Source organism: Ruegeria sp. CDSB022 (assembly GCF_059611145.1).
Genome location: NZ_JBXWOZ010000001.1, coordinates 315224 through 336059, shown reverse-complemented (window position 1 = coordinate 336059; position 20836 = coordinate 315224). Strand labels below are relative to the sequence as shown.

General features: G+C 58.0%; 23 protein-coding genes and 1 tRNA gene. 13 read left to right on the top strand and 11 right to left on the bottom strand.

Translation table 11 applies throughout. The features are described 5' to 3' along the window. The first annotated feature begins 188 nt into the window (after positions 1 to 188). On the top strand, positions 189 to 1436 hold the full coding sequence (gene tyrS, locus AC2FIZ_RS01680) for a tyrosine--tRNA ligase (RefSeq protein WP_142633369.1): 1248 nt from the start codon (positions 189 to 191) through the stop codon (positions 1434 to 1436). Positions 1437 to 1516: 80 nt separating this feature from the next. Here the strand turns inward: tyrS and AC2FIZ_RS01675 are convergent, their stop codons facing one another. Next, positions 1517 to 2272, bottom strand: a complete 756-nt coding sequence (locus AC2FIZ_RS01675) for a hypothetical protein (RefSeq protein WP_496688329.1) — start codon at positions 2270 to 2272, stop codon at positions 1517 to 1519. Positions 2273 to 2469: 197 nt separating this feature from the next. On the opposite strand from AC2FIZ_RS01675, the gene AC2FIZ_RS01670 reads away from it, so the two are divergent. After that, positions 2470 to 3225: a 3-hydroxyacyl-CoA dehydrogenase gene (locus AC2FIZ_RS01670; RefSeq protein ID WP_496790491.1), complete on the top strand. Its 756-nt coding sequence runs from the start codon at positions 2470 to 2472 to the stop codon at positions 3223 to 3225. An 81-nt stretch (positions 3226 to 3306) separates the two neighbouring features. Here the strand turns inward: AC2FIZ_RS01670 and AC2FIZ_RS01665 are convergent, their stop codons facing one another. From AC2FIZ_RS01665 to AC2FIZ_RS01655, 3 genes are all read right to left on the bottom strand, one after another. Further along, a complete protein-coding gene (locus tag AC2FIZ_RS01665) occupies positions 3307 to 5115 on the bottom strand; it encodes an ABC-F family ATP-binding cassette domain-containing protein (protein ID WP_496790490.1) in 1809 nt (602 codons plus the stop codon). A gap of 41 nt (positions 5116 to 5156) precedes the next feature. Continuing rightward, positions 5157 to 5891, bottom strand: a complete 735-nt coding sequence (locus AC2FIZ_RS01660) for a GNAT family N-acetyltransferase (RefSeq protein ID WP_496688333.1) — start codon at positions 5889 to 5891, stop codon at positions 5157 to 5159. A 98-nt stretch (positions 5892 to 5989) separates the two neighbouring features. Next, positions 5990 to 6466, bottom strand: a complete 477-nt coding sequence (locus tag AC2FIZ_RS01655) for an outer membrane protein assembly factor BamE (RefSeq protein WP_142633360.1) — start codon at positions 6464 to 6466, stop codon at positions 5990 to 5992. An 85-nt stretch (positions 6467 to 6551) separates the two neighbouring features. Between AC2FIZ_RS01655 and AC2FIZ_RS01650 the strand changes: the two genes are divergently transcribed. The 8 genes from AC2FIZ_RS01650 (at position 6552) to AC2FIZ_RS01615 (ending at position 11901) form a co-directional block, all read left to right on the top strand. After that, positions 6552 to 7088: a YceD family protein gene (locus AC2FIZ_RS01650; RefSeq protein WP_281994501.1), complete on the top strand. Its 537-nt coding sequence runs from the start codon at positions 6552 to 6554 to the stop codon at positions 7086 to 7088. Positions 7089 to 7294: 206 nt separating this feature from the next. After that, positions 7295 to 7501, top strand: coding sequence for a 50S ribosomal protein L32 (gene rpmF / locus AC2FIZ_RS01645; RefSeq protein WP_037316137.1), 207 nt, complete (start codon positions 7295 to 7297; stop codon positions 7499 to 7501). Between the two features lie 22 nt (positions 7502 to 7523). After that, positions 7524 to 8612: a phosphate acyltransferase PlsX gene (plsX, locus tag AC2FIZ_RS01640; protein ID WP_142633356.1), complete on the top strand. Its 1089-nt coding sequence runs from the start codon at positions 7524 to 7526 to the stop codon at positions 8610 to 8612. A 21-nt stretch (positions 8613 to 8633) separates the two neighbouring features. After that, positions 8634 to 9605: a beta-ketoacyl-ACP synthase III gene (locus AC2FIZ_RS01635; protein ID WP_281994500.1), complete on the top strand. Its 972-nt coding sequence runs from the start codon at positions 8634 to 8636 to the stop codon at positions 9603 to 9605. Positions 9606 to 9701: 96 nt separating this feature from the next. Continuing rightward, the gene (gene ihfA, locus AC2FIZ_RS01630) at positions 9702 to 10004 is read left to right on the top strand and encodes an integration host factor subunit alpha (RefSeq protein ID WP_037316145.1); all 303 of its coding nucleotides are present in this window, start codon (positions 9702 to 9704) and stop codon (positions 10002 to 10004) included. Positions 10005 to 10022: 18 nt separating this feature from the next. Continuing rightward, positions 10023 to 10622 carry a MerR family transcriptional regulator gene (locus AC2FIZ_RS01625; RefSeq protein ID WP_281994499.1) on the top strand — a complete coding sequence of 200 codons (600 nt, stop codon included), beginning with the start codon at positions 10023 to 10025 and terminating at the stop codon, positions 10620 to 10622. Positions 10623 to 10683: 61 nt separating this feature from the next. After that, positions 10684 to 10760: transfer RNA gene (locus AC2FIZ_RS01620), tRNA-Pro, on the top strand. A 61-nt stretch (positions 10761 to 10821) separates the two neighbouring features. Further along, entirely contained in the window at positions 10822 to 11901 is a 1080-nt protein-coding gene (locus AC2FIZ_RS01615; RefSeq protein ID WP_281971964.1) for a 2'-deoxycytidine 5'-triphosphate deaminase, read from the top strand. On the opposite strand, the gene AC2FIZ_RS01610 is transcribed toward AC2FIZ_RS01615, so the two are convergent. The 6 genes from AC2FIZ_RS01610 to argS form a co-directional block, all read right to left on the bottom strand. Then, positions 11902 to 12144 (bottom strand): hypothetical protein, encoded by a 243-nt coding sequence (locus tag AC2FIZ_RS01610; protein ID WP_281994497.1) that lies wholly within the window; start codon positions 12142 to 12144, stop codon positions 11902 to 11904. A 64-nt stretch (positions 12145 to 12208) separates the two neighbouring features. Next, positions 12209 to 12856, bottom strand: a complete 648-nt coding sequence (gene scpB, locus AC2FIZ_RS01605; RefSeq protein ID WP_271947486.1) for an SMC-Scp complex subunit ScpB — start codon at positions 12854 to 12856, stop codon at positions 12209 to 12211. Next, a complete protein-coding gene (locus AC2FIZ_RS01600) occupies positions 12849 to 13643 on the bottom strand; it encodes a segregation and condensation protein A (protein ID WP_142633343.1) in 795 nt (264 codons plus the stop codon). Before AC2FIZ_RS01600 ends, scpB begins: the two co-directional genes overlap by 8 nt. Next, complete coding sequence (gene nagZ / locus AC2FIZ_RS01595; protein WP_496790488.1) at positions 13633 to 14640, bottom strand: beta-N-acetylhexosaminidase; 1008 nt, start codon at positions 14638 to 14640, stop codon at positions 13633 to 13635. Before nagZ ends, AC2FIZ_RS01600 begins: the two co-directional genes overlap by 11 nt. Then, positions 14637 to 15701: an SPOR domain-containing protein gene (locus tag AC2FIZ_RS01590; RefSeq protein WP_281994494.1), complete on the bottom strand. Its 1065-nt coding sequence runs from the start codon at positions 15699 to 15701 to the stop codon at positions 14637 to 14639. The genes nagZ and AC2FIZ_RS01590 overlap by 4 nt, the downstream gene beginning before the upstream one ends. Before the next feature lie 87 nt (positions 15702 to 15788). Beyond that, a complete protein-coding gene (gene argS, locus AC2FIZ_RS01585; RefSeq protein WP_496790487.1) occupies positions 15789 to 17534 on the bottom strand; it encodes an arginine--tRNA ligase in 1746 nt (581 codons plus the stop codon). Between the two features lie 131 nt (positions 17535 to 17665). On the opposite strand from argS, the gene AC2FIZ_RS01580 reads away from it, so the two are divergent. Continuing rightward, positions 17666 to 18217, top strand: a complete 552-nt coding sequence (locus tag AC2FIZ_RS01580; protein ID WP_496790486.1) for a putative pterin-binding protein — start codon at positions 17666 to 17668, stop codon at positions 18215 to 18217. Here the strand turns inward: AC2FIZ_RS01580 and AC2FIZ_RS01575 are convergent. Further along, positions 18199 to 19371, bottom strand: coding sequence for a deoxyguanosinetriphosphate triphosphohydrolase (locus AC2FIZ_RS01575; protein ID WP_496790485.1), 1173 nt, complete (start codon positions 19369 to 19371; stop codon positions 18199 to 18201). The two genes, AC2FIZ_RS01580 and AC2FIZ_RS01575, sit on opposite strands and share 19 nt — an antisense overlap. A gap of 75 nt (positions 19372 to 19446) precedes the next feature. Here AC2FIZ_RS01575 and AC2FIZ_RS01570 point away from each other — a divergent pair, with 75 nt between their 5' ends. Both AC2FIZ_RS01570 and xth read left to right on the top strand, forming a co-directional pair. Further along, positions 19447 to 19770 carry a HesB/IscA family protein gene (locus tag AC2FIZ_RS01570; RefSeq protein ID WP_142633331.1) on the top strand — a complete coding sequence of 108 codons (324 nt, stop codon included), beginning with the start codon at positions 19447 to 19449 and terminating at the stop codon, positions 19768 to 19770. A gap of 282 nt (positions 19771 to 20052) precedes the next feature. Further along, on the top strand, positions 20053 to 20832 hold the full coding sequence (xth, locus tag AC2FIZ_RS01565) for an exodeoxyribonuclease III (RefSeq protein WP_281994492.1): 780 nt from the start codon (positions 20053 to 20055) through the stop codon (positions 20830 to 20832). Positions 20833 to 20836: the final 4 nt, after the last annotated feature.

The following is a 20836-nucleotide window of genomic DNA, read 5'->3' as shown; positions in this document are numbered from 1 at the left end:
CCCACGCCAGCCCTCTTTCGCCTGTTCGCGCCCGTTCTGTCGTCGCGTTGCCCACAACCTGCACGTTAACGCAAACCCAAGGCAAGCCAGATCACATAAGCCGCGTGTTTTTCTTGGACAAGGTGCCTTTTCCTTGTCATCCCCACCGCCTATACACTGCCCCGCAACATTAACCCAAAGGGCACGATATGACCTACCACCCCAAATCGGATTTCATCGCCACGATGATCGAGCGCGGCTTTCTGGCTGACTGCACCGATTATCAGGGCCTTGACGAGGCGCTGATCAGCGGGTGTCAGTCGGCGTATATCGGGTTTGATGCAACGGCAAAGTCCCTACATGTGGGCAGCCTGATCCAGATCATGATGCTTCGCTGGTTCCAGAAAACAGGTCATAAGCCGATCACCCTGATGGGCGGCGGCACCACGAAGGTGGGCGATCCGTCCTTCCGGTCAGATGAGCGCCCCCTGCTGGGCCCGGACCAGATCAACGCCAATATCGCAGGCATCAGAAAGGTGTTTGCCGCCTATATCGACTATGATAGCGGCGCAGAAAACGCAGCACTGATGCTGAACAACGAAGAGTGGCTGGACGACCTAAATTACCTCGACTTCCTGCGCGACATCGGCCGGCATTTCTCGGTCAACCGGATGTTGGCCTTTGAATCGGTGAAATCCCGGCTGGACCGCGAGCAATCGCTGTCCTTCCTCGAATTCAATTACATGATCCTGCAGGCCTATGACTTCCTTGAACTGAACCGTCGCTATGGCTGTGTCCTACAGCTTGGCGGTAGCGATCAGTGGGGCAATATCGTCAACGGTATCGACCTGACCCGTCGCGTGTTGGATAACGAGATTTATGGCCTGACCTCACCCCTGCTGACCACCAGCGATGGCAAGAAGATGGGCAAATCGCAAGACGGTGCGGTCTGGCTGAATGCCGAGATGCGCTCACCCTATGAGTTCTGGCAGTTTTGGCGCAACACCACCGACGCGGATGTTGGGCGGTTCCTTAAGCTGTACACCGAACTGCCTGTGGATGAGTGTGACCGCCTTGGCGCATTGCAGGGGTCCGAGATCAACGAGGCCAAGATCCGCCTGGCAAACGAGGTCACCTCCTTGCTGCACGGGGCCGAGGCTGCGGCAAACGCCGAGGCCACCGCTCGCGAAGTGTTCGAAAAAGGTGGCGTCGGGGACGATCTGCCGACCCTAACGGTCGGCGAAGCAGACTTGCCGATATCCATCGTGCAACTGATCGTACAGTCTGGCCTGGCGAAATCTGGCAAAGAGGCCAAGCGCCTGATTGCAGAAAACGGCGCCAAACTGGACGACGCTTCTTTAACAGACGCGGGATTGATGATCGACGCAGGCGCCTTGTCCTCGCCAATCAAACTAAGCGCCGGCAAGAAACGGCACGCGCTGGTTCAGTTGGGTTAACTAAGACCTCTGAAAGAAAAACGGCCACCTAATTGGGTGGCCGTTTCTGTTTTGCATGAGCAAATCCGTCACTTGCAGGCTTATCGCTTGCCCCCTTTGCCTCCGCCGTTTCCATGGCCGCCGCCGCCATTACCGTGACCTCCGCCGTGGCCGTTGTTACCTCCACCGTTTCCGGTGCCGGGGCCAGAGCCGCCATTATTGCCCCCGCCATTGCCGGGGTTCCCAGCGTTTCCATTGCCATTTCCGGGGCCGTTACCGCCTTTACCCGGACCATTGCCCCCTTTGCCGGGACCATTGCCATTTCCGGGTTTGCCGGGGCCATCGCCACCACCATTGCCGGGATCATCACCTGGGTTGTCGTCACCGGGATCATCCCCGCCACCGTTGCCCGGATCATCGCCCGGGTTATCGCCACCCGGATCATCGCCGCCGCCGTTGCCGGGACCGTTACCGCCCGCCCCGTCGGACCCAGTTCCACCGCCGCCAACCGGCGTGACCGGACGGCTTGGGTCCGAACTGCGATCTTCGCCCGCATTTGCCGCGCTTACGATCGATGCTGTCGGAAAGTCGGTCAACAAGGCGGCCAACCCCGGGCATTGAGCGGATGTGTTTCGCAATGTGGTTTCGAAATCCGCACGTTTCTGCAAGCGCTCCAGAAAGCTGGGGGTTACCTGCGTGCACTCACACATGGTCGCATAATCGCCGCTGTTTGCAGCATTCCGCGCCGTTTTCCAGTTGCAGACCTCTGGTGCAGCGGCCGCACTTCCAGCCGCCATAATCCCCAGAAACGGAGCGGCAACCAAAGCGGAAAGCCCTGATTTGGTTCCAATTCGCATAGTTTGTCCTCCTCAAATGCGCCACCCAGACGCTCGATTGCGTTCAGTGTCGATTTGAGATCCCAACATTAAGAACGCCTGAAGCTGACCTGAGAAAGCCTTGAGGAAGGGCCGCCTGCCCGACGCCCCCCTATGGACACTGTCCCTTTGCTGATATTAAATGAACGTATGTTCATATCTTTTGGAAGGAGATCCAGATGCACCTGTCGACCACCGCAGCCATTGTCACCGGAGGCGCCTCGGGGCTGGGTGAGGCAACGGCCCGCTTTTTTGCAGAAAACAATGCACAGGTAACCATTCTGGACCGGGATGCGGACCGAGGCAGCCAGATCGCAACAGAAATTGGCGGGCATTTCGCCCAGACGGATGTAACCGATGAAACATCCGTGGCCGCGGCCATCGCCCATGCCCGCGAGAAGATGGGAGCGATCAACGCGGCAGTGAATTGCGCCGGAATCGCGGTTGGCATGAAAACCGTAGGCAAGGATGGCCCGCACCCGCTTGATGCATTTCAGCGCACGATCGACATCAACCTTGTGGGTACATTCAACGTTTCACGCCTTGCAGCCGCGGAAATGGCAAAGAACGACCCAGAACCGGATGGCGCGCGTGGGGTTATCATCAACACGGCTTCAATTGCCGCCTTTGATGGGCAAAAGGGTCAGGCTGCCTATGCCGCTTCGAAAGGCGGTGTGGTGGGTATGACACTGCCCGTGGCACGGGATCTAGCCGCGTCCGGTATCCGCGTGATGACCATCGCACCCGGAATCTTTATGACTCCGATGCTGGCCGGTCTGCCCGAAGAGGTGCAGCAACAACTGGCCTCTGACGTTCCCAACCCTGTGCGCCTTGGCGACCCCCGCGAATACGGGCGACTGGCCGGGTTCATCGTCGAAATGGGTTACCTGAACGGCGAGGTCATCCGTATCGACGGCGCGCTGCGAATGCGCTGAGCGTGGCTGATCACCTACCGATGAAAACAGCTCGCTCAAATGAACTGTGGTCGGATAGCCGGCCACAGCCCGAAAGCTGATCTAGGCGCCCTCGGCCTTTTCCTCGAGGATCAGCCACTCTTCCTCGGCTGCGGCCAGCTTTTCCTGCCGCTCGACCAAAGCCTCGGTCGCTTTCTGAAACTTAACAGGTTCACGGCTGAAAAGCTCAGGATCGGACATCAGCTCTTCAAGCTTTCCGATTTCCGCCTCAAGCCGCTCAATCTCGGCAGGCAATTTCTCAAGACGGTGTTTCTCTGAAAATGATAGCCCCAGTTTCGGTTGCGCCTCATGCTTTACCTTTGGCTTGTAAGATTTTGTTTTTACTTCTTTCTTATCAGACACCTCGCCGCGCTGAGCGAGGTAGTCCGACCACCCCCCGGCATAGACGGTTGCACGGCCGTTACCCTCCATCGCGATGGTCGTTGCGGCCACACGGTCCAAGAAATCGCGGTCGTGACTGACCAGCAAAACGGTGCCGTCATAATCGTCCAGCAGTTCCTGCAACAGATCCAGTGTTTCCACATCCAGATCGTTGGTCGGCTCGTCCAATACCAGCAGGTTCGACTGTTTGGCCATCAGCTTTGCCAGCAGCAAACGGGCTTTTTCCCCACCTGACAGTGACTTAACGGCTGCTCTGGCCTGCCCCTCGTCAAACAGAAACTCCTTGAGGTAGCCGACCACATGCTTGGGTTGGCCACCCACCATCACCTGATCAGCCTTGCCGGAAACACGCATCTCGGGGTCGCCAGTCAGGCTGTCCCAAAGGCTCATTTCGGGGTCGAGCTGCGCGCGGGCCTGGTCGAATACTGCAATCTCAAGATTGGTGCCCAGCGTGACCGAACCCTCATCCGGGTTCTCTTGTCCCAACAGCATTTTCAGCAATGTTGTCTTGCCGACGCCGTTTGGGCCAACAAAGGCCACGCGGTCGCCCCGCTGTACCAACAGGTCAAAGTTGCGCACGATCTGATGATCACCAAAAGACTTGGATAGGCCTTTGGCTTCAAACACTTTTCGCCCTGATTTTGGTCCAGCCTCAAGGGTCATCGCGGCCGATCCCTGACGTTTGATCTGTGCGGCTTTTTCGGACCGAAGATCCTGCAGGGCTCGGACCCGACCCTGGTTGCGCTTGCGACGGGCGCTGATGCCCTCGACGGCCCATCGCGCCTCGGACTTGATCAGACGGTTCAGCTTATGACGTTGCTGGTCCTCTTCCTCCCAGATCTTGTCGCGCCAAGCCTCGAATGCCGTAAACCCCTGCTCCTGCCGTCGGACCGCCCCACGATCGATCCATAGCGTCGCGCGGGTCAAGGCGCGCAGAAAGGCACGGTCGTGTGAGATCAGCACATAGGCCGTCCGTGTCGATCCCAGCTCACGCTCGAGCCAGGCGATGGCTTCGATGTCAAGATGGTTGGTCGGCTCGTCCAGCAGCATCAAATCCGGGGCTTCGCCCATCAGCTTGGCCAGCGCGGCACGGCGGCGTTCACCGCCCGAGGCCGTCTCAACAGCGCGCGCCGGGTCGAATTTCAGCCCTTCGCCTGCGCGTTCGACTTTGTAAAGTTCACCCGGCTCTAACCCGCTGGAGGCATAGTCGCCGAGCGTAGCAAACCCTTCCATTCCGGGGTCTTGCTCCATGTAACCGACTGACTTACCCGGGGGAATTACAATCTCGCCCTTGTCCGCTTCCACCAAACCGGCCATCACCTTCATCAAAGTTGACTTGCCGGATCCGTTCCGCCCAACCAGAGCGACGCGGTCGCCTGGTTGAACCACCAGATCAAGGTCTGAAAAAACCGGATCGCCCCCGAAAGTCAGGGAAATGCCGGACATCTGCAATAAAGGGATTCTTGCCATGCCCGCCAGCTAACCCCGCAGCGTCGAGCCGTCAACGGCGATTACCCGGCAACGGCCCGCAGCAAACGTTTACGTGCGGGCGGAATGGCGCAGATTTCGAGGCCGGTAAAGACATGCAAAGTGTTCATGTGACGGTCAACGACTGCGTGGTCACTGACCCAGCCGCCCATCATCAAGTAAGTACGCAGCAAAGGGGGCATGCGCATCATGGCTTTTTTGGCATCCGGGCGCCGACGCAATCTCGCGGCGAACCGGAAAACATCTGGGGCCTTGACCCGTGGCAACCAGCGTTTCGGGGCCAGATGGCGATGTTTCAACATCGCAAAAGCATCAAGATATTCCGCCGTTTCTGTACCCGCAAACGAAGAGCAGCCAAACAGCATCTCAACATTATTCTGATCGACAAATGCAGTCATCGCCCCCCAGGCAACACGCAGAATGTCTGGGTCGTTTCGACCAGGATGCACGCAAAAGCGCCCCATCTCGACCATACGCCCCTTAAACCCTTCAAGTGCCGAGAGGTCATAGAACTGGGCGGAATAGCTTTGGCCAATCTCGGCCCCGCGCTCCATCATCAACAAGCGAAAGCAGCACACGAGTTTACCGTTGGCACGCATATCCTCGACCAGAATATGCGTACAACGGCTGTCGAACTCATCCTGATCCACCTGATCAGTCCCGAAAGCCAGTGTTCGAAGACACTGTGCCGCCGCAACATCCTGCGGTGTTTGCGCCTGACGCGCACGGTACCGGCCCTTGCCGAGCAATAGTGCCATGGTCGCATCCTCCTGGGTTGCTGACCTGTTTCGTCTTGCAGGGTCAATAACACAGGATTTGTGACCGCCCTGTGAAGTTGACAAGACGTGACTATGAATTAGTTGGTCGCGCCAGGAATGTTTGCCGGGTTGAAGTTGCCGATATTGCCAAGCAGCTGCCGCAAGAACCCACGGTTCTGAACTGAGGATTCGGTAATACGACGATCCAGCGTCACAACGTTTCCATCCTCAAGGCCAAAGCGTTCAATATTGCGCACGACACCTCGGTCATCGAAGCTGATCGCCACAAGCTCGCGCGAGACGATTTTCGGTCGTTTCGGACCATAATGACGAACGCGTGATGTCACATAATAAAAGCCGGAATCGCGAACGACGCCTGAAGTACTGGGCGCGCCAACGGATTCGAGTACGCTTTCACGTGTATCTACACCCACCTGAATTTCGGCCAGGTCCTCGGCTGTGGGGACATATCCGTGTTTCTTGAAGACCGGAGCACACGCACCAGCAGCGGTCAGACAGGCCGCAAATACGAGCGTTCTGGACGCTGGTTTCAACCTGCTCATAACTTTCAACATTCACACCCTCTTGCCTTGGGACCGTGCGGCCCCTATCCGATTACATCAAACCGCCACCCCGGTTCAACACACGAAAGGGCCACGTATGAGCAACCAGACATCTTTAAGGGTCGCCGACCTGCCTCAGAACGCACCGACGCCCTTTGAAATTCGCCCTGACGCACAGGAGTTGGATGTCTTAAAGAACGAGTTGAGCCTGCTTGGGCTACGTAAGCTGAGTTTTGTCGGCGAGGTGCGTGCGCATGGAAAGCGTGATTGGGCGCTTTCAGGAAAACTGGGGGCAACCGTGATTCAACCCTGTGTCGTGACGCTGACACCGGTTACCACGCGGATCGACATTCCGGTGACCCGGATGTTTCTGTCAGATTGGACAAACCCTGACGAGGAAGAGTTCGAAATCCCGGAAGGTGACGAATCTGAGCCGCTAGGGACCGAAATCGTTCTGACCGAGGTCATGTCCGAAGCGCTGGCACTTGCCCTGCCCCAGTATCCCCGGAAAGAAGGTGCCGAATTGGAACAGGCGGGCTTTACCGAACCCGGCAAACAGGCAATAACGGATGAAGATGTCAAACCCTTTGCGGGCTTGGCCGGGCTGCGCGATGCACTGAAAAAAGACGAGTGACACGGGCCTGAAATCCTGTCATAGCAGGCGCTCAGAAAAATCGCTTGAACATGCTGAGAATCGCAGTATTTTCGCGCGCTCATCGGAATTTGGGTTGGACATCGCGGGGCCCGTCCCCTAAACGCGCGTCAAACCACGAGAAAAACGAAGAATGAAACCTGGCCCGCAGCGAATCTGCCGGCCCTTAGTAGACAAAGGTTGAGACCATGGCTGTCCAACAGAACAAAGTTTCCAAGTCGCGTCGCAACAACCGCCGCGCGCACGACGCTCTGGTTGCTGCAAACCCGAACGAATGCGCCAACTGTGGTGAGCTGAAGCGCCCGCACCACGTCTGCGCGTCCTGCGGCCACTATGATGACCGCGAAGTCGTCGCTCAGGCCGACGAAATCGACCTGGACGAAGACGCGGCCTAAGCCCTAAAAGCGCAGGCCAAGCATGACAGAACAGCCCACGCACGCCGGACGGATTACCATCTCGGTTGACGCAATGGGCGGAGATTCGGGGCCCGCTGCTGTTGTGGCGGGGATCGCCAAATCGGCGGATAAGAACCCCGATATCGCGTTCATCTTGCACGGGCCTGAGGCCATGTTGCGCAAACTTGTCGCAAAACGGCGTGTCCTGAACGGGCGCGTCGTTTTTCGTGATTGTCCCGATGTGGTCACGATGGAGGACAAGCCCAGCCAGGTCGTCCGGCACGGTAAGCAAACTTCGATGTGGTCCACACTGGAGTCGGTACGTCAGGGTGAAGCCCATGGCGCGGTCTCCTGTGGCAACACCGGCGCATTGATGGCCCTGTCGATGATGCGTCTACGTAAGCTGCCGGGGGTAAACCGCCCGGCAATCGCTATTTTGTGGCCCTCGCGCAATCCGCAGGGCTTCAATGTAATGCTGGACGTAGGCGCCGATGTGCGCGCGGACGCCAAGGACCTGCTGCAATATGCTTTGATGGGTGCCTCTTATGCCCGAAACGGCATGGCGTTGGAACGTCCCCGGATCGGCCTTTTGAATGTGGGCACCGAGGAACATAAAGGGCGCGCCGAGCTAAAAGAAGCGCATGGCATGATCTCGGATTTTGCGGATCAGGCCAGCTTTGACTTTGTGGGTTTTGTCGAAGGCAGCGACATCCCGGGAGACAAAGCCGATGTCATTATAACAGACGGGTTTACAGGCAACGTCGCCATCAAGACCGGAGAAGGCACAGCCAGCCTGATCGGAGATCTTCTGCGCGAGGCGTTCAAATATTCTCCGCTCTCACGACTGGCCTCGATCCTTGCAATCACATCTTTGCAGCGGTTGAAGAAACGAATTGATCCTCGGCGCGTGAATGGTGGGGTTTTCCTTGGCCTGAACGGAACCGTCGTCAAATCACATGGTGGTGCAGACTCGACCGGCGTGTCAGCCGCTGTAAAGCTGGCCTTTACCCTGGCCGAGTCCGGCTTCGCCGAAAAATTGGCAGCACGGGTTGCATCGACAGCCGAGCTTGCACAAGATGCCGCAGACACGCCGTCGAAGGCCGGTGAATAACAAAAAAGGCAGTACCCCAGCATGGCAGGCCGTTCAATTATAGTTGGTGTCGGGCACTATTTGCCAGAGCGCATCGTCCCGAATTCCGAGTTCGAAGAAACGCTCGATACGTCTGATGAGTGGATACGGACACGTTCCGGGATCGAACGCCGGCATTTTGCAGCGGAAGACGAAACCACTTCGATTATGGCTACAAAGGCTGCCAGTGCCGCACTGGTCGATGCGGGTCTGGAGGCAGATGATATTGATGCGATTATTCTTGCAACATCGACCGCTGACCTGACGTTTCCCTCTGCCGCAACAATGGTTCAATCGCAGCTTGGCATGACCAAAGGCTTCGCCTTTGACGTACAGGCGGTTTGCGCCGGATTCGTCTATGCCATGACCAATGCCAATGCGCTGATCGTGTCAGGCCAGGCCAAACGCGTGCTGGTCATCGGCGCCGAGACGTTCTCTCGTATCATGGACTGGACCGACCGGTCGACCTGCGTGTTGTTCGGCGACGGCGCCGGAGCGATAATCCTTGAACAGCATGAGGGCGCGGGAACCTCGGACGATCGGGGCATTCTGGCAACCGACCTGAACTCGGACGGGCGCTATAAGGACCTGCTCTATGTGGATGGAGGCGTCTCGACCCAGTCCACAGGCTATCTGCGGATGAAAGGAAACCAGCTGTTTCGGCAGGCAGTTGAACGTCTGACCTCTACCGCAGAAACCTGCCTCGAGAAGGCTGGGCTAAGCCATGAAGATGTGGATTGGATCGTACCGCATCAGGCGAACATTAGAATCATTCAGGGCACAGCCAAGAAATTGGGCGTTCCTATGGAACACGTTGTCGTTACCCTGCAGGACCACGGAAATACCTCGGCCGCATCTATTCCCCTGGCAATGTCTGTTGCGAAACAGCGTGGGCAGTTCAAACAGGGTGATCTGCTGGTCACGGAGGCAATCGGAGGTGGATTGGCCTGGGGCTCAGTCCTCTTGCGGTGGTAACAAGCGCAATTCAGCTTACACACTCGCCCGCAATTCATTGATATTGACAGCGAATTTGCCCTGACCCTATGCTCTGATAGCAACAGGGGAATTGGCATGAGCGACAAAACACTGACCCGAATGGATCTGAGCGAGGCCGTATTTCGTGAAGTTGGCCTTTCACGCAATGAAAGCGCGCAACTGGTCGAGAGCGTTCTGAACCATATGTCCGACGCATTGGTGCGCGGTGAACAGGTGAAGATCTCGTCTTTTGGAACGTTCAGTGTTCGGGACAAGACAGCTCGTATCGGCCGCAATCCCAAGACAGGCGAAGAAGTTCCAATTCAGCCTCGCCGTGTTCTCACCTTCCGCCCGTCGCATCTGATGAAAGATCGCGTCGCCGCAGGGAACCGCAAATAAGATCAGGACGGCACGAATATGAGCAAGTCCCCAGACGCCTTTCGCACCATCAGTGAAGTTGCGGACTGGTTGGGTGTGCAGCCGCATGTTCTGCGATTCTGGGAAAGCCGCTTCAATCAGGTGAAACCGGTAAAACGGGCCGGTGGGCGCCGATATTATCGCCCCAACGATATGCGCCTGCTGGGCGGCATCAAGAAGCTTTTGCATGAGGATGGGATCACCATCAAAGGCGTACAGCGCATCTTGCGTGAACAGGGCGTGGCGCATGTTTCTTCAGTGTCCCAGGGCCTGGATGAAATGGCGAATCTTGAACCCTCACCCGATGCAAATGTCGTTGTGCCATTCACGGCCAAGCCAGCCCCCCCGCAAGAGCAGATACATCTGGATCTTGGCGACGCGCAAAAACCCGAACCGACCCCTGCCCCCGCTCCGCCAAAAGCTGAGCCTGCGGCCCAAGCCCAGCCGTCTTGTCCCGACGCCTCGCCCTTGTTGGGTGGGATCGCGACATTGGCCTGGACCCGAGACGTATTCGATGACCAGTTGCTCAGCCAGATAGCGCCCATCGCGCAAGAGCTGCGCAGCGTGTTGAACCGAATAGAAAACCGATCGGCGGGATAAGAAAAAAGGCGATGATTTCCTCTTGCCCCCGCCGGGAAAGTCTTTATGAACACCTCAACGTCGGGCTATGGCGCAGCCTGGTAGCGCGTCCGTCTGGGGGACGGAAGGTCGCAGGTTCGAGTCCTGCTAGCCCGACCAAATCACACCGACGTTTATGGCACACAGGCCAGATCCCGCTCTGGCATCAGGGGGGATCGGAATGACCGGCGTATGCCCGAACCAGCAGATAGAGGCGATGATCGCGCGCGGTGAGATTACCGCAAGCCCAGAGGTCATCCCCGCCCAGATTCAACCCGCCAGCCTTGATTTGCGTTTAGGTACAGTAGCTTACCGGGTACGTGCCTCGTTTCTGGCAGGCGAAGGTCGCACCGTAGCCGAACGTTTGTCGGAATTTGAGATGCACCGCATCGATATCTCTGAAGGTGCCGTGCTGGAAAAGGGCTGTGTCTATCTAGTGCCGTTGATGGAATCGCTGGCCCTGCCCCAGGGGCTGAGCGCGGCCGCCAATGCAAAAAGCTCGACCGGGCGGCTGGATCTTCTGACGCGCACGATCACCGATGGCGGGACCGAGTTTGACCGGGTGCCTGCAGGCTATACCGGCCCCTTGTATGCCGAGATCTGCCCCCGCTCATTCTCGGTTCTGGTGCGTCCGGGAATGCGGCTGAACCAGATCAGGTTCCGGGAGGGACAGGCCGTGCTGAGCGATACCGATCTAAGCGCCCTGCACGCCGAATCCCCGCTGGTCGATGGCCCCGCTGTCATTCAGGACGGGCTCGGGTTCTCGGTGGACCTGCGGCTTCCCGACACCGATTTGGTGGGCTACCGCGCCAAGCCTCATACCGGTGTCATTGATCTGGACCGGATTGGCGAATACGACCCTCAGGAATATTGGGAAGAGGTGCGTACCACCGATGGGCGCATCATCCTCGACCCCGGTGCGTTTTACATTCTGGTCAGCCGCGAGGCGGTGCATATCCCGCCGATGTATGCGGCTGAAATGGCCCCCTATCTGGCGATGGTCGGGGAATTCCGGGTGCATTATGCCGGTTTCTTCGATCCCGGTTTTGGCCATGCCGCCGCAGGTGGCGAAGGATCACGCGGAGTGTTGGAAGTCCGCTGTCACGAGGCCCCATTTGTGTTGGAGCACGGCCAAGTCGTCGGGCGGCTGGTGTACGAGCGGATGTCAGAAATGCCCACGCAGCTTTATGGTGCAGGCATCGCCTCGAACTATCAGGGACAAGGATTGAAACTGTCCAAGCACTTCAAAGCGGTAACCTGATCAGAACCGGATAAACCGGCGCATCTGATTGGCCACTCGCTGGGCTTGACGCATATTTTGACGCTGGCGGTTTCCACCCGCCTGCAACTGGCCAGACGCATCAGAGCTCTTATCCGGTTGCTGCTCTTGCCCCGACTTCTGGCCCACGCGGTTGGCCATGTCGAACCCCTTGTCCACCCCTTTGGTGACAAGCCGCCGCATGACCTGTCGCACGATCATGTCAATGATACGATTGGCATTCATTGCTCAACTCCGATTTCCAGGCCTCTAAATAGTCGATTTGTGCGGCAACAAAAGGGCCCCGTGATCACTCTTCCTCGAACAGTTCGGTTTGATCTTCGTCTTCCTGCCCCTCTCCTAGTGGGATCGTTCCCGGAGGCGGTCTGTTCTCCAGCAAACCGGCAGCGCGCAATTCTTTCAACCCCGGCAAATCCCTGGCGTTCTCCAGCCCAAAGTGATCCAAAAACTGCGGAGTCACCACGAAAGTCACCGGACGGCCCGGCGTCATGCGACGACGACCCAATCTGATCCACTCCATCTCCAAAAGTTGGTCGATGGTCCCGCGCGAGACCGATACGCCGCGAATTTCTTCGATCTCGGCACGTGTACAGGGTTGATGATATGCCACGATCGCCAGCGTTTCGATCGCGGCCCGGCTGAGTTTGCGGGTTTCAACCGTTTCTTTTTGCATCAGAAAACCTAAGTCTGGGGCAGTGCGAATGGCCCAGGATTCACCAACCTGAACCACACGAACACCACGCCCTTCATAGCGTTTCTTAAGCATATCCACCGCCTGTGACGCGTCGCTGCCATGGGGCATCCGCACTTCTAGATCGGCGATCGTCACCGGCTCGGCGCTGGCGAATAACACGGCCTCAACCATGCGTTCCTGCTCGGCCATAGGCGGAGCTTCGAACAGGGTGCCGGTACCTTCTTCCTGAGGCGCGTCAGTCACGGGATTGGGTCCTCTTGCGTAGCTGTATCGGAGCAAAAGTTTCGCTCTGCTGTATTTCCATATGTCCTTCTTTCACCAACTCAAGTGAGGCCGCAAAAGTAGCCGCCGTCGCGGACCGCCTGCGCACCGGGTCGGCATCCCAGCCCTCGGGCAGATAGGTCTCCATATCCGTCCAGGCCCCGGCAAAGCCGATCAGCGGGCGCATACGTTCCAGCGCCTGTTCCATCGTGAATACGGCGTCACGGTCCATGACAAAGGGGCGGAATTCATCACGGGTGCGAATGCGGGCATAGCCCTGCATCAGGTCCAGCAGAGTGGCGGAATAGGTCACGGTGCGGATGCGCGTGACATCCTCGCCCTGCCCGCGTTTGAAGAAATCGCGCCCCAGCTGATCGCGCCCCATCAAACGGGCGGCGGCATCACGCATGGCCTGAAGCCGCTCGAGCTGAAATGCCAGATGCGCGGCCAGTTCTTCGCCAGAGGGGCCTTCGTCATTCGGATCCGGAGGCAGCAGCAAGCGCGATTTCAGAAAGGCCAGCCATGCCGCCATCACCAGATAGTCGGCGGCCAGTTCGATCCGCAGCGCCCGTGCCTTTTCAACAAAGGACAAGTATTGCTGCGCCAGCGCCAGAACCGATATTTTGCGCAGATCTACCTTTTGCGTGCGGGACAACATCAGCAGAACATCGAGCGGGCCTTCGAACCCGTCGACATCTACGATCAATGCCTCTGCCGCAAGGCGATCCGCGACCGAGACGGGGTCTTCGCTAAAAAGATTATCCGACATACACCTGCCCGCCCATTAGGCGAGAAAGTTCGGCTTCGGCGGCTTGGATGTCAAGTTCCTGCGGGGCTTTGCGCATCGCCAACGCGCGTTTAGCGCGTTTCTGTGCCTGTTCGGACATCTTTCCGGCGGTGCTCAGCACCTTAGCACGGGCATCAAAAGAGCCGTTGCAGTACAAAACCACATCGCACCCTGCAGCTAGCGCCTGATTGGCAATCTCTTCTGGATTTCCGCTGAGGGCCTTCATCGAGATATCATCCGTCATGATCAGCCCGCCAAACCCGATCGTTTTGCGGATCAGGCTGATCATGGTCCGAGAAATCGTAGCAGGTTGAGGGTCAATCCGGTCATAGACCAGATGCGCCGTCATCCCCATCGGCAGATCGTTCAAATCCCGAAACGGGCCGAAATCGGCCTCGGTCAGGTCCTCTTGCGTCAGATCGACATGGGGCAGGTCATGATGGCTGTCCAGCGTGGACAAACCATGACCCGGCATGTGTTTGAGCACCGGCAATACACCGCCATCCAAATGCCCCTCGGCAACCGCACGACCGATCCGGGAAACCCTTTTGGGATCAGACCCATAGCAGCGGTTTTTAAGGAACGGATGCGTCTCGTTCCGGGCCAGATCCACCATGGGGGCGCAGTTGCTGTCGATCCCAAGCTCGAACAGTTCATTCGCAATCAGACGATAGCGCAGATACATGGCACGTTCGGCCTGCTCTCCGCTCTGGGCCACGTGATCCAGCGGCGGCATCCATTCCCGTGCCAGCGGTGTGCGCAGTCGTTGCACGCGTCCACCCTCTTGATCAACAGTGATCGGGCAGTTTCGCCCCACAGCCTCGCGGAAATCGTCGCATAGGGCGCGCACCTGATCCGCAGACTCGATATTACGGGCAAACAGAATGAACCCGAATGGGTTCATCTCTCGGAACAGTTTTTTCTCATCAGGCGTCAGGCGCAGACCTTCAGCGTCCGTAATGACTGCGCCGAAATTCACCGCGCGGCAACCGGAATGCAATCAGCGCCTTCGGCCTGCAAAGCGGCACAGAATTGACGCGAGTCGCTCAGATCGTCAAACCCCAGAACCCGAAGACGATAGAAGGTTCGCCCACCGCTTGAGGTTTTCTGTATAACACGCTGTTTTCCATCCATATAATCCCCGAATCGTCCATTCATACGATCCCATTCCGAGCGCGCGACGTCCGAATTTTCATAGGCGCCAAGCTGGGCCATACGGGTGCCCTTGGTCAGAGTTTCAGGATCCACATCCAAGCCGACCGCAGCTTTGACCGCCGCGTTGATCGCGTCTTCGGTAGTGCTGTTTGACGTAATTGCGCTGCGCACACCGCCAGCGGGGCGCAGGACCGGGCGCAGCGACCGGCGCACACCAGGCAAAGCCGCCAGTTCTGGGTCCGGTTGCGATGCAGCCAGATCAGCCGGATCAATAGCAGGCTCTTCCTCGGGGATGGTCAAAGAGGCCAACTGAAAACTTTGCTCGCCAACCTGATCGGAATTTTCCGCCTCTCCCGCCAGTTCAGCAACCAGTGCATCAACCGCGCCCTGGCGCATCTGTGTGGCCGTCCGGTCAGAGACGTTTTCCTGGACCACATGTACGGCAGGTGTCGGTTGCAACGGTGCCACCGGAGTATCTTCATCTGTCAGGGAAACCGGGCGCGGTGCAAGGATCAGCCGATCAGCAGGCGGCGCTGCTGTGCCCACTGCCGCAACCGTGTTCACGGCCAAACCCTGATGATCCGCAGGGGTGCCACCCGGGCTATCCGGCTGAATACGCATTGGTCCATCTAAGGCCCGAACAACCGGCACGCCACTCACATCGCGCATTACCAAATTGTAACCCCAAACACCGATGCCAGCGACCAGCGCCAATGATGCAACGGCACCCAGAGCACTAACAATACGACCCAAACCCGCGGGATGGGGCGTTTCGTCATATCCGTGCAAGTCATTAGGGAGGTCATTCCCATCCTGAGGATGAGCTTGATTCGTATAATGCATCTGCTCGGGGCGCATTTGCCCCGGGTAATCGTAACTTGCCATGTCCGCCTCACCGCCCGTTTAGCGCCGAAAATAAGGCGCGCGGGTCATTTCTTGCCTACCTCGTACCGGCGGTTCGGACGGTGTTGTTCACCGCATCTCCTGCGCCGGGGTAACGCCAAGAATACCCAAGCCTGCTGAAATCACAACAGAAACGGACCGGGCCAGTGCGATTTTTGACTGGCTTGTGGCAACATCGCCATCCTGAATAAACCGCAGCTGGGTCTCATCGTTGCCCTTGTTCCAAAGCGCGTGGAAATCCCCTGCAAGTTCATATAGATAGAAGGCAACCCGGTGCGGCTCATTGGTGCGCGCGGCGATCTCAACCAGACGCGGCCATTCGGCCAGCTTCTTGGCAACAGTCAGCTCAGAGGCATGGTCGATCTTGCCTAGATTGGCGCTTTTCAGCGTTGGGTCCTGCGCGTCGATCCCGGCCTCAGCTGCACGGCGCAAAACACTCATCACGCGGGCATGGGCATATTGGACGTAGAAAACGGGGTTCTCGCGGCTTTGTTCCAACACCTTGTCGAAGTCAAAATCCAGGGCAGCGTCATTCTTGCGGGTCAGCATCACGAAACGGGTCACATCCGGGCCAACCTGATCGACCACATCACGCAATGTGACGAAGTTCCCTGCCCGCTTGGACATCTTGAACGGCTCGCCGTTCTTCCACAGTTTCACCAACTGGGTTAGCTTGATATCCAGCGGTACCTTGCCATCGGACAGAGCCGATACTGCGGCCTTCATCCGTTTGACATAGCCACCGTGGTCAGCGCCGAACACATCGATCAACGCGTCAAACCCACGGGTCACTTTGTCATAGTGATAGGCGATATCCGGGGCAAAATAGGTCCAGCTCCCGTCCGATTTCTTGACCGGGCGATCCACGTCGTCGCCATGCTCGGTCGATTTGAACAGGGTCTGCTCACGTGGTTCCCAATCTTCGGGCTTTTTGCCCTTGGGCGGCTCCAGCACGCCCTCATAGATCAGGCCCTTGTCGGTCAGGGATTGCAACGCAGCTTCAATCCGACCCGTGCCATAGAGCGACTTTTCCGAGAAGAACACATCCATCTCAACGCCCAGCGCCTTCAGGTCGGCGCGGATCAGGTCCATCATCGCGTCTGTCGAAAACTCGCGCAGTTCTTCCAGCCAGTCGCTTTCCGGTTTGTCGATCAGGCTGTCACCGTATTTCTCTTTCAGCGCCTCACCAATCGGGATCAGATAGTCGCCAGGATACAGGCCTTCGGCAATCTCGGGGCTCAGCCCGTTTGCCTCGCGATACCGTTCGTAAGCCGAGCGTGCCAGAACATCCACCTGCGCGCCGCCATCATTGATGTAGTATTCACGAGTCACGTTATGGCCGGAATAGGCCAGCAGGCTTGCCAGCGCATCTCCGAACACCGCGCCCCGCGTATGACCCACATGCAAGGGGCCGGTCGGGTTGGCCGAGACGTATTCCACGTTGACCTTCTGCCCATGCCCCATGGTCGAGCGGCCATAGTCCGTGCCCTGTTGCAGCACCGCAGCCAGTACACTCTGCCAGACCGATGGCGCCAACCGCAGGTTCAAGAACCCCGGCCCGGCAACCTCGGCACTGGTGATCCGGTTATCCTCGGCCAGCTTTCCGGCCAGCGCATCGGCAATGTCGCGCGGTTTCATCTTGGTGGGCTTTGCCAGCACCATAGCCGCATTCGTCGCCATGTCGCCATGCGCCGCATCGCGCGGCGGTTCAACGGCCACGTTGTCAAAGCTCAGCCCTTCGGGCAGCGCGCCTTCGGACTGCATCTGTGCTAGCGCGTCCAGCACGAGGCTGCGGATCTCGGAAAACAGGTTCATTTCGAATGTCCTTTTGCTTGCCCGGCGGTTTACCACGCGGTGCAGCAAGGTCAATGGACGGCGCCAGAATGCGCTTGGAATAAGAGCCGCCGCCGCTAAGGTCGGTCATATCTATCTAAACGGAGATTCCTATGCGCCTTGCCCTGCCCCTGTGCCTGCTCTTGTCGACCGCCCTGCCCGCTTTTGCAGAAATGCCCGCCCCGCAAGGCCATGTGCTGATAACGCTCGGCGGCTCGGTTGAGAAAACCAACCTGCCCGCACGCGGTGCAGAGGACGGCGGCTTGCTGGGATATCTGGAGGTCACCCATGACGGGGCAGCTGGCTTTGACGCGACATTGATGGATAGTTTGGATCAGGTCGAGATCACAATTCCCTACGGCACCGAGGACAACCAGCGCGACATCACCTTTAGCGGCCCGCTTTTGTCGGATGTGATGGTCATAGCCGGTGCCGAAGGTAAGACGGCCAAACCGATGGCAATGGACGGGTATCAAGCCGAAATTCCCTGGCATAGTATCTCGACCTATCAGCCTATCCTCGCCACCCACGCCGACGGCGCCCCCATGGGGATCGGAGGGTATGGCCCAACGATGATCGTCTTCCCACCCACCGACGACGCTGAGGCGGCGCAGGATCAGACGGGCCAACAAGTCTGGGCTTTGGCCTATATCGGGGTCGAGTGATCCGCCGGTATCGGGTGGCCAGTCAGTCTGGCATGATCCTGTAGCGCAAACCTGTCGGTCATCCCGGCAATATAGTCCGATACGATCCGGGCTAAGGCAGTCTCATCCTCAGCCTCTTCAATGTCCGCGTGCCAGCGCGCGGGCATTTGCTTCGGATCGCCAAGGTAGATTGGAAACAAATCCTCGACCACTTTGCTGACCTCGGCGCGCACCGTCATCACCGACGGCGCCCTGTACATCCGCGAAAACAGGAAAGCGCGAATTTCCTTCAGTTGCGCCCAAAGGCCTGTTGAGAACTGAATGACCGGATAGCCAAGATGCCGGATCTCTTCGACGCTCTGGGCACCGGACCCTGCGATCAGAGCCCGAGACGTGTCGATCACGTCCGACACCATAACCCCAAACACCCGCCGCAATGCCTCATGCCGACGGCGATAGGGGTCGAGGCCCGGGTACTTGCGATCCACCTCCGCATAACAGTCGCCCACGATCGGCAGTCGCTGAATGTCCTCGTCGCTGAACAACTCCGCCCTCAGCCCGTCCAACAGGTCATGATTGTTATAGGCGATGTCGTCAGACAAGGCCGCCACCTGCGCCTCTGCGCTTGCGTGCGTGTACAGTTCCAGATCAAAAGCCGCATTGCATTCCGCCAGCGCCCAAGGCAAAGCCCCTTCTACCGGTCCATTGTGTTTTGCAATGCCTTCCAGGGTTTCCCACGTAAGGTTGCACCCATCGAACTCGGCATAATGACGCTCGAGCCGGGTGACGATCCGAATGGCCTGCGCGTTATGATCGAACCCGCCATACGGCTGCATGATCTCATGCAAGGCATCCTCGCCAGTATGTCCGAACGGCGTGTGGCCAAGATCATGGGCCAGAGCCACCGCTTCGGTCAGTTCTGGATTCAAACCCAAAGCCCTGGCAATCGTCCGCGCCACCTGCGCGACCTCGATGGAATGGGTCAACCGCGTTCGATAACTATCCCCTTCGTGCTCAACAAAAACTTGGGTCTTGTGCTTGAGCCGCCGAAAGGCGCTGGCATGAATGATCCGGTCCCGGTCGCGCTGAAAGCATGACCGGAAACTGCTTTCTTCCTCTGGCACCAACCGCCCTCTTGCGCGGTCGGGATTCGAGGCAAAACCTGCTCTGTCCAACGGTCTGTCCTTGTCGCCTGTCCTTGGGCTTTCTATATGGTAGAGTGGTTAAGAAATAAACCTTTGGAGTTTGGCATGAATCTGCCCCCGACAGTTACAGAACGCGCCTTTGACCGCCTTGCCGAGATCGGCGCAGCCGATCAGGGTCAAGCCCTGCGTGTCGCTGTCGAAGGCGGCGGGTGTTCGGGCTTTCAGTACGAAATTGCATTGGACAAACCCAAAGACGACGATTTGGTTCTTGAGGGTAAGGGGCAGAAGGTCATTGTCGACGCAATCTCACTGCCGTTTCTTGAAAATGCGGTGATTGATTTCACACAAGAACTGATCGGCGCACGCTTTGTGATCGAAAACCCAAACGCCACCTCCTCCTGCGGCTGCGGCACTTCGTTTTCAATGTGATCACCCGTGGGGGTTTCACCCCCACACCCCCAAGGTATTTCTAGCCAGATGAAGCAAGGATCCGCTCTCCGATTTCTAGACCGGAGAGCTTCACCTGGCGCGGTCATCGGCGCCTCCGCCTGTACCGCCAGCTGATTTTCGGAGATTCTGGTTAACGGTCCGTTTCTTCATCTGGCCAAAAATACCTCGGAGCGCGAGGCAGCGCCTCGCAAACCTGTTCTCCGCCTTGCCGTTGGGCCCGTTCTGGGCGATAGGTTGCCAAGGACTGTCGGAGGGCCGCGCATGAAAATCGCCACATTCAACATCAACGGCATCAAGGCGCGGGCCGAAGCATTGCCGCGTTGGCTGGATGATGCCCAGCCCGATGTTGTGCTGCTGCAAGAGATCAAGTCAGTCGACGATAACTTCCCCAGAGAGATCTTTGAGGCGCGCGGGTACAACGTGGAAACGCACGGGCAGAAAAGCTTTAACGGCGTTGCCATTCTGTCGAAGCTACCGCTCGAGGACGTCTCGCGGGGTTTGCCCGGTGATGATGAGGATGAACAGGCCCGCTGGATCGAGGCCACGGTCGTCGGCAAACAGGCACTGCGTATCTGCGGGCTCTATCTGCCAAACGGCAACCCCACCCCGGGGCCAAAATACGACTACAAACTTTCCTGGATGGAGCGACTCTATCATCGGGCCCGCGACCTGATGAACAGTGAAGAACCCGCTCTGATGGCAGGTGATTACAACATCATTCCCCAGGCCGAAGACGCAGCGCGTCCCGATGCCTGGCGCGAGGATGCATTGTTTCGCCCTGAAAGCCGGGCCGCATTTCGGAAAATTCTGAATCTCGGCTTCACCGAGGCCTTTCGCGCTGGCACGCAAGGTCCGGAACATTATTCATTCTGGGATTATCAAGCGGGTGCGTGGAACCGAAATGACGGGATTCGTATTGATCATTTCCTTCTGACCCCTCAGGCCGCTGACCTTTTGCGCGATTGCAAAATCGATTCCGAAATTCGGGGGCACGAAAAACCTTCAGATCATGTTCCGGTTTGGATAGATCTAGATCTGTAATCGG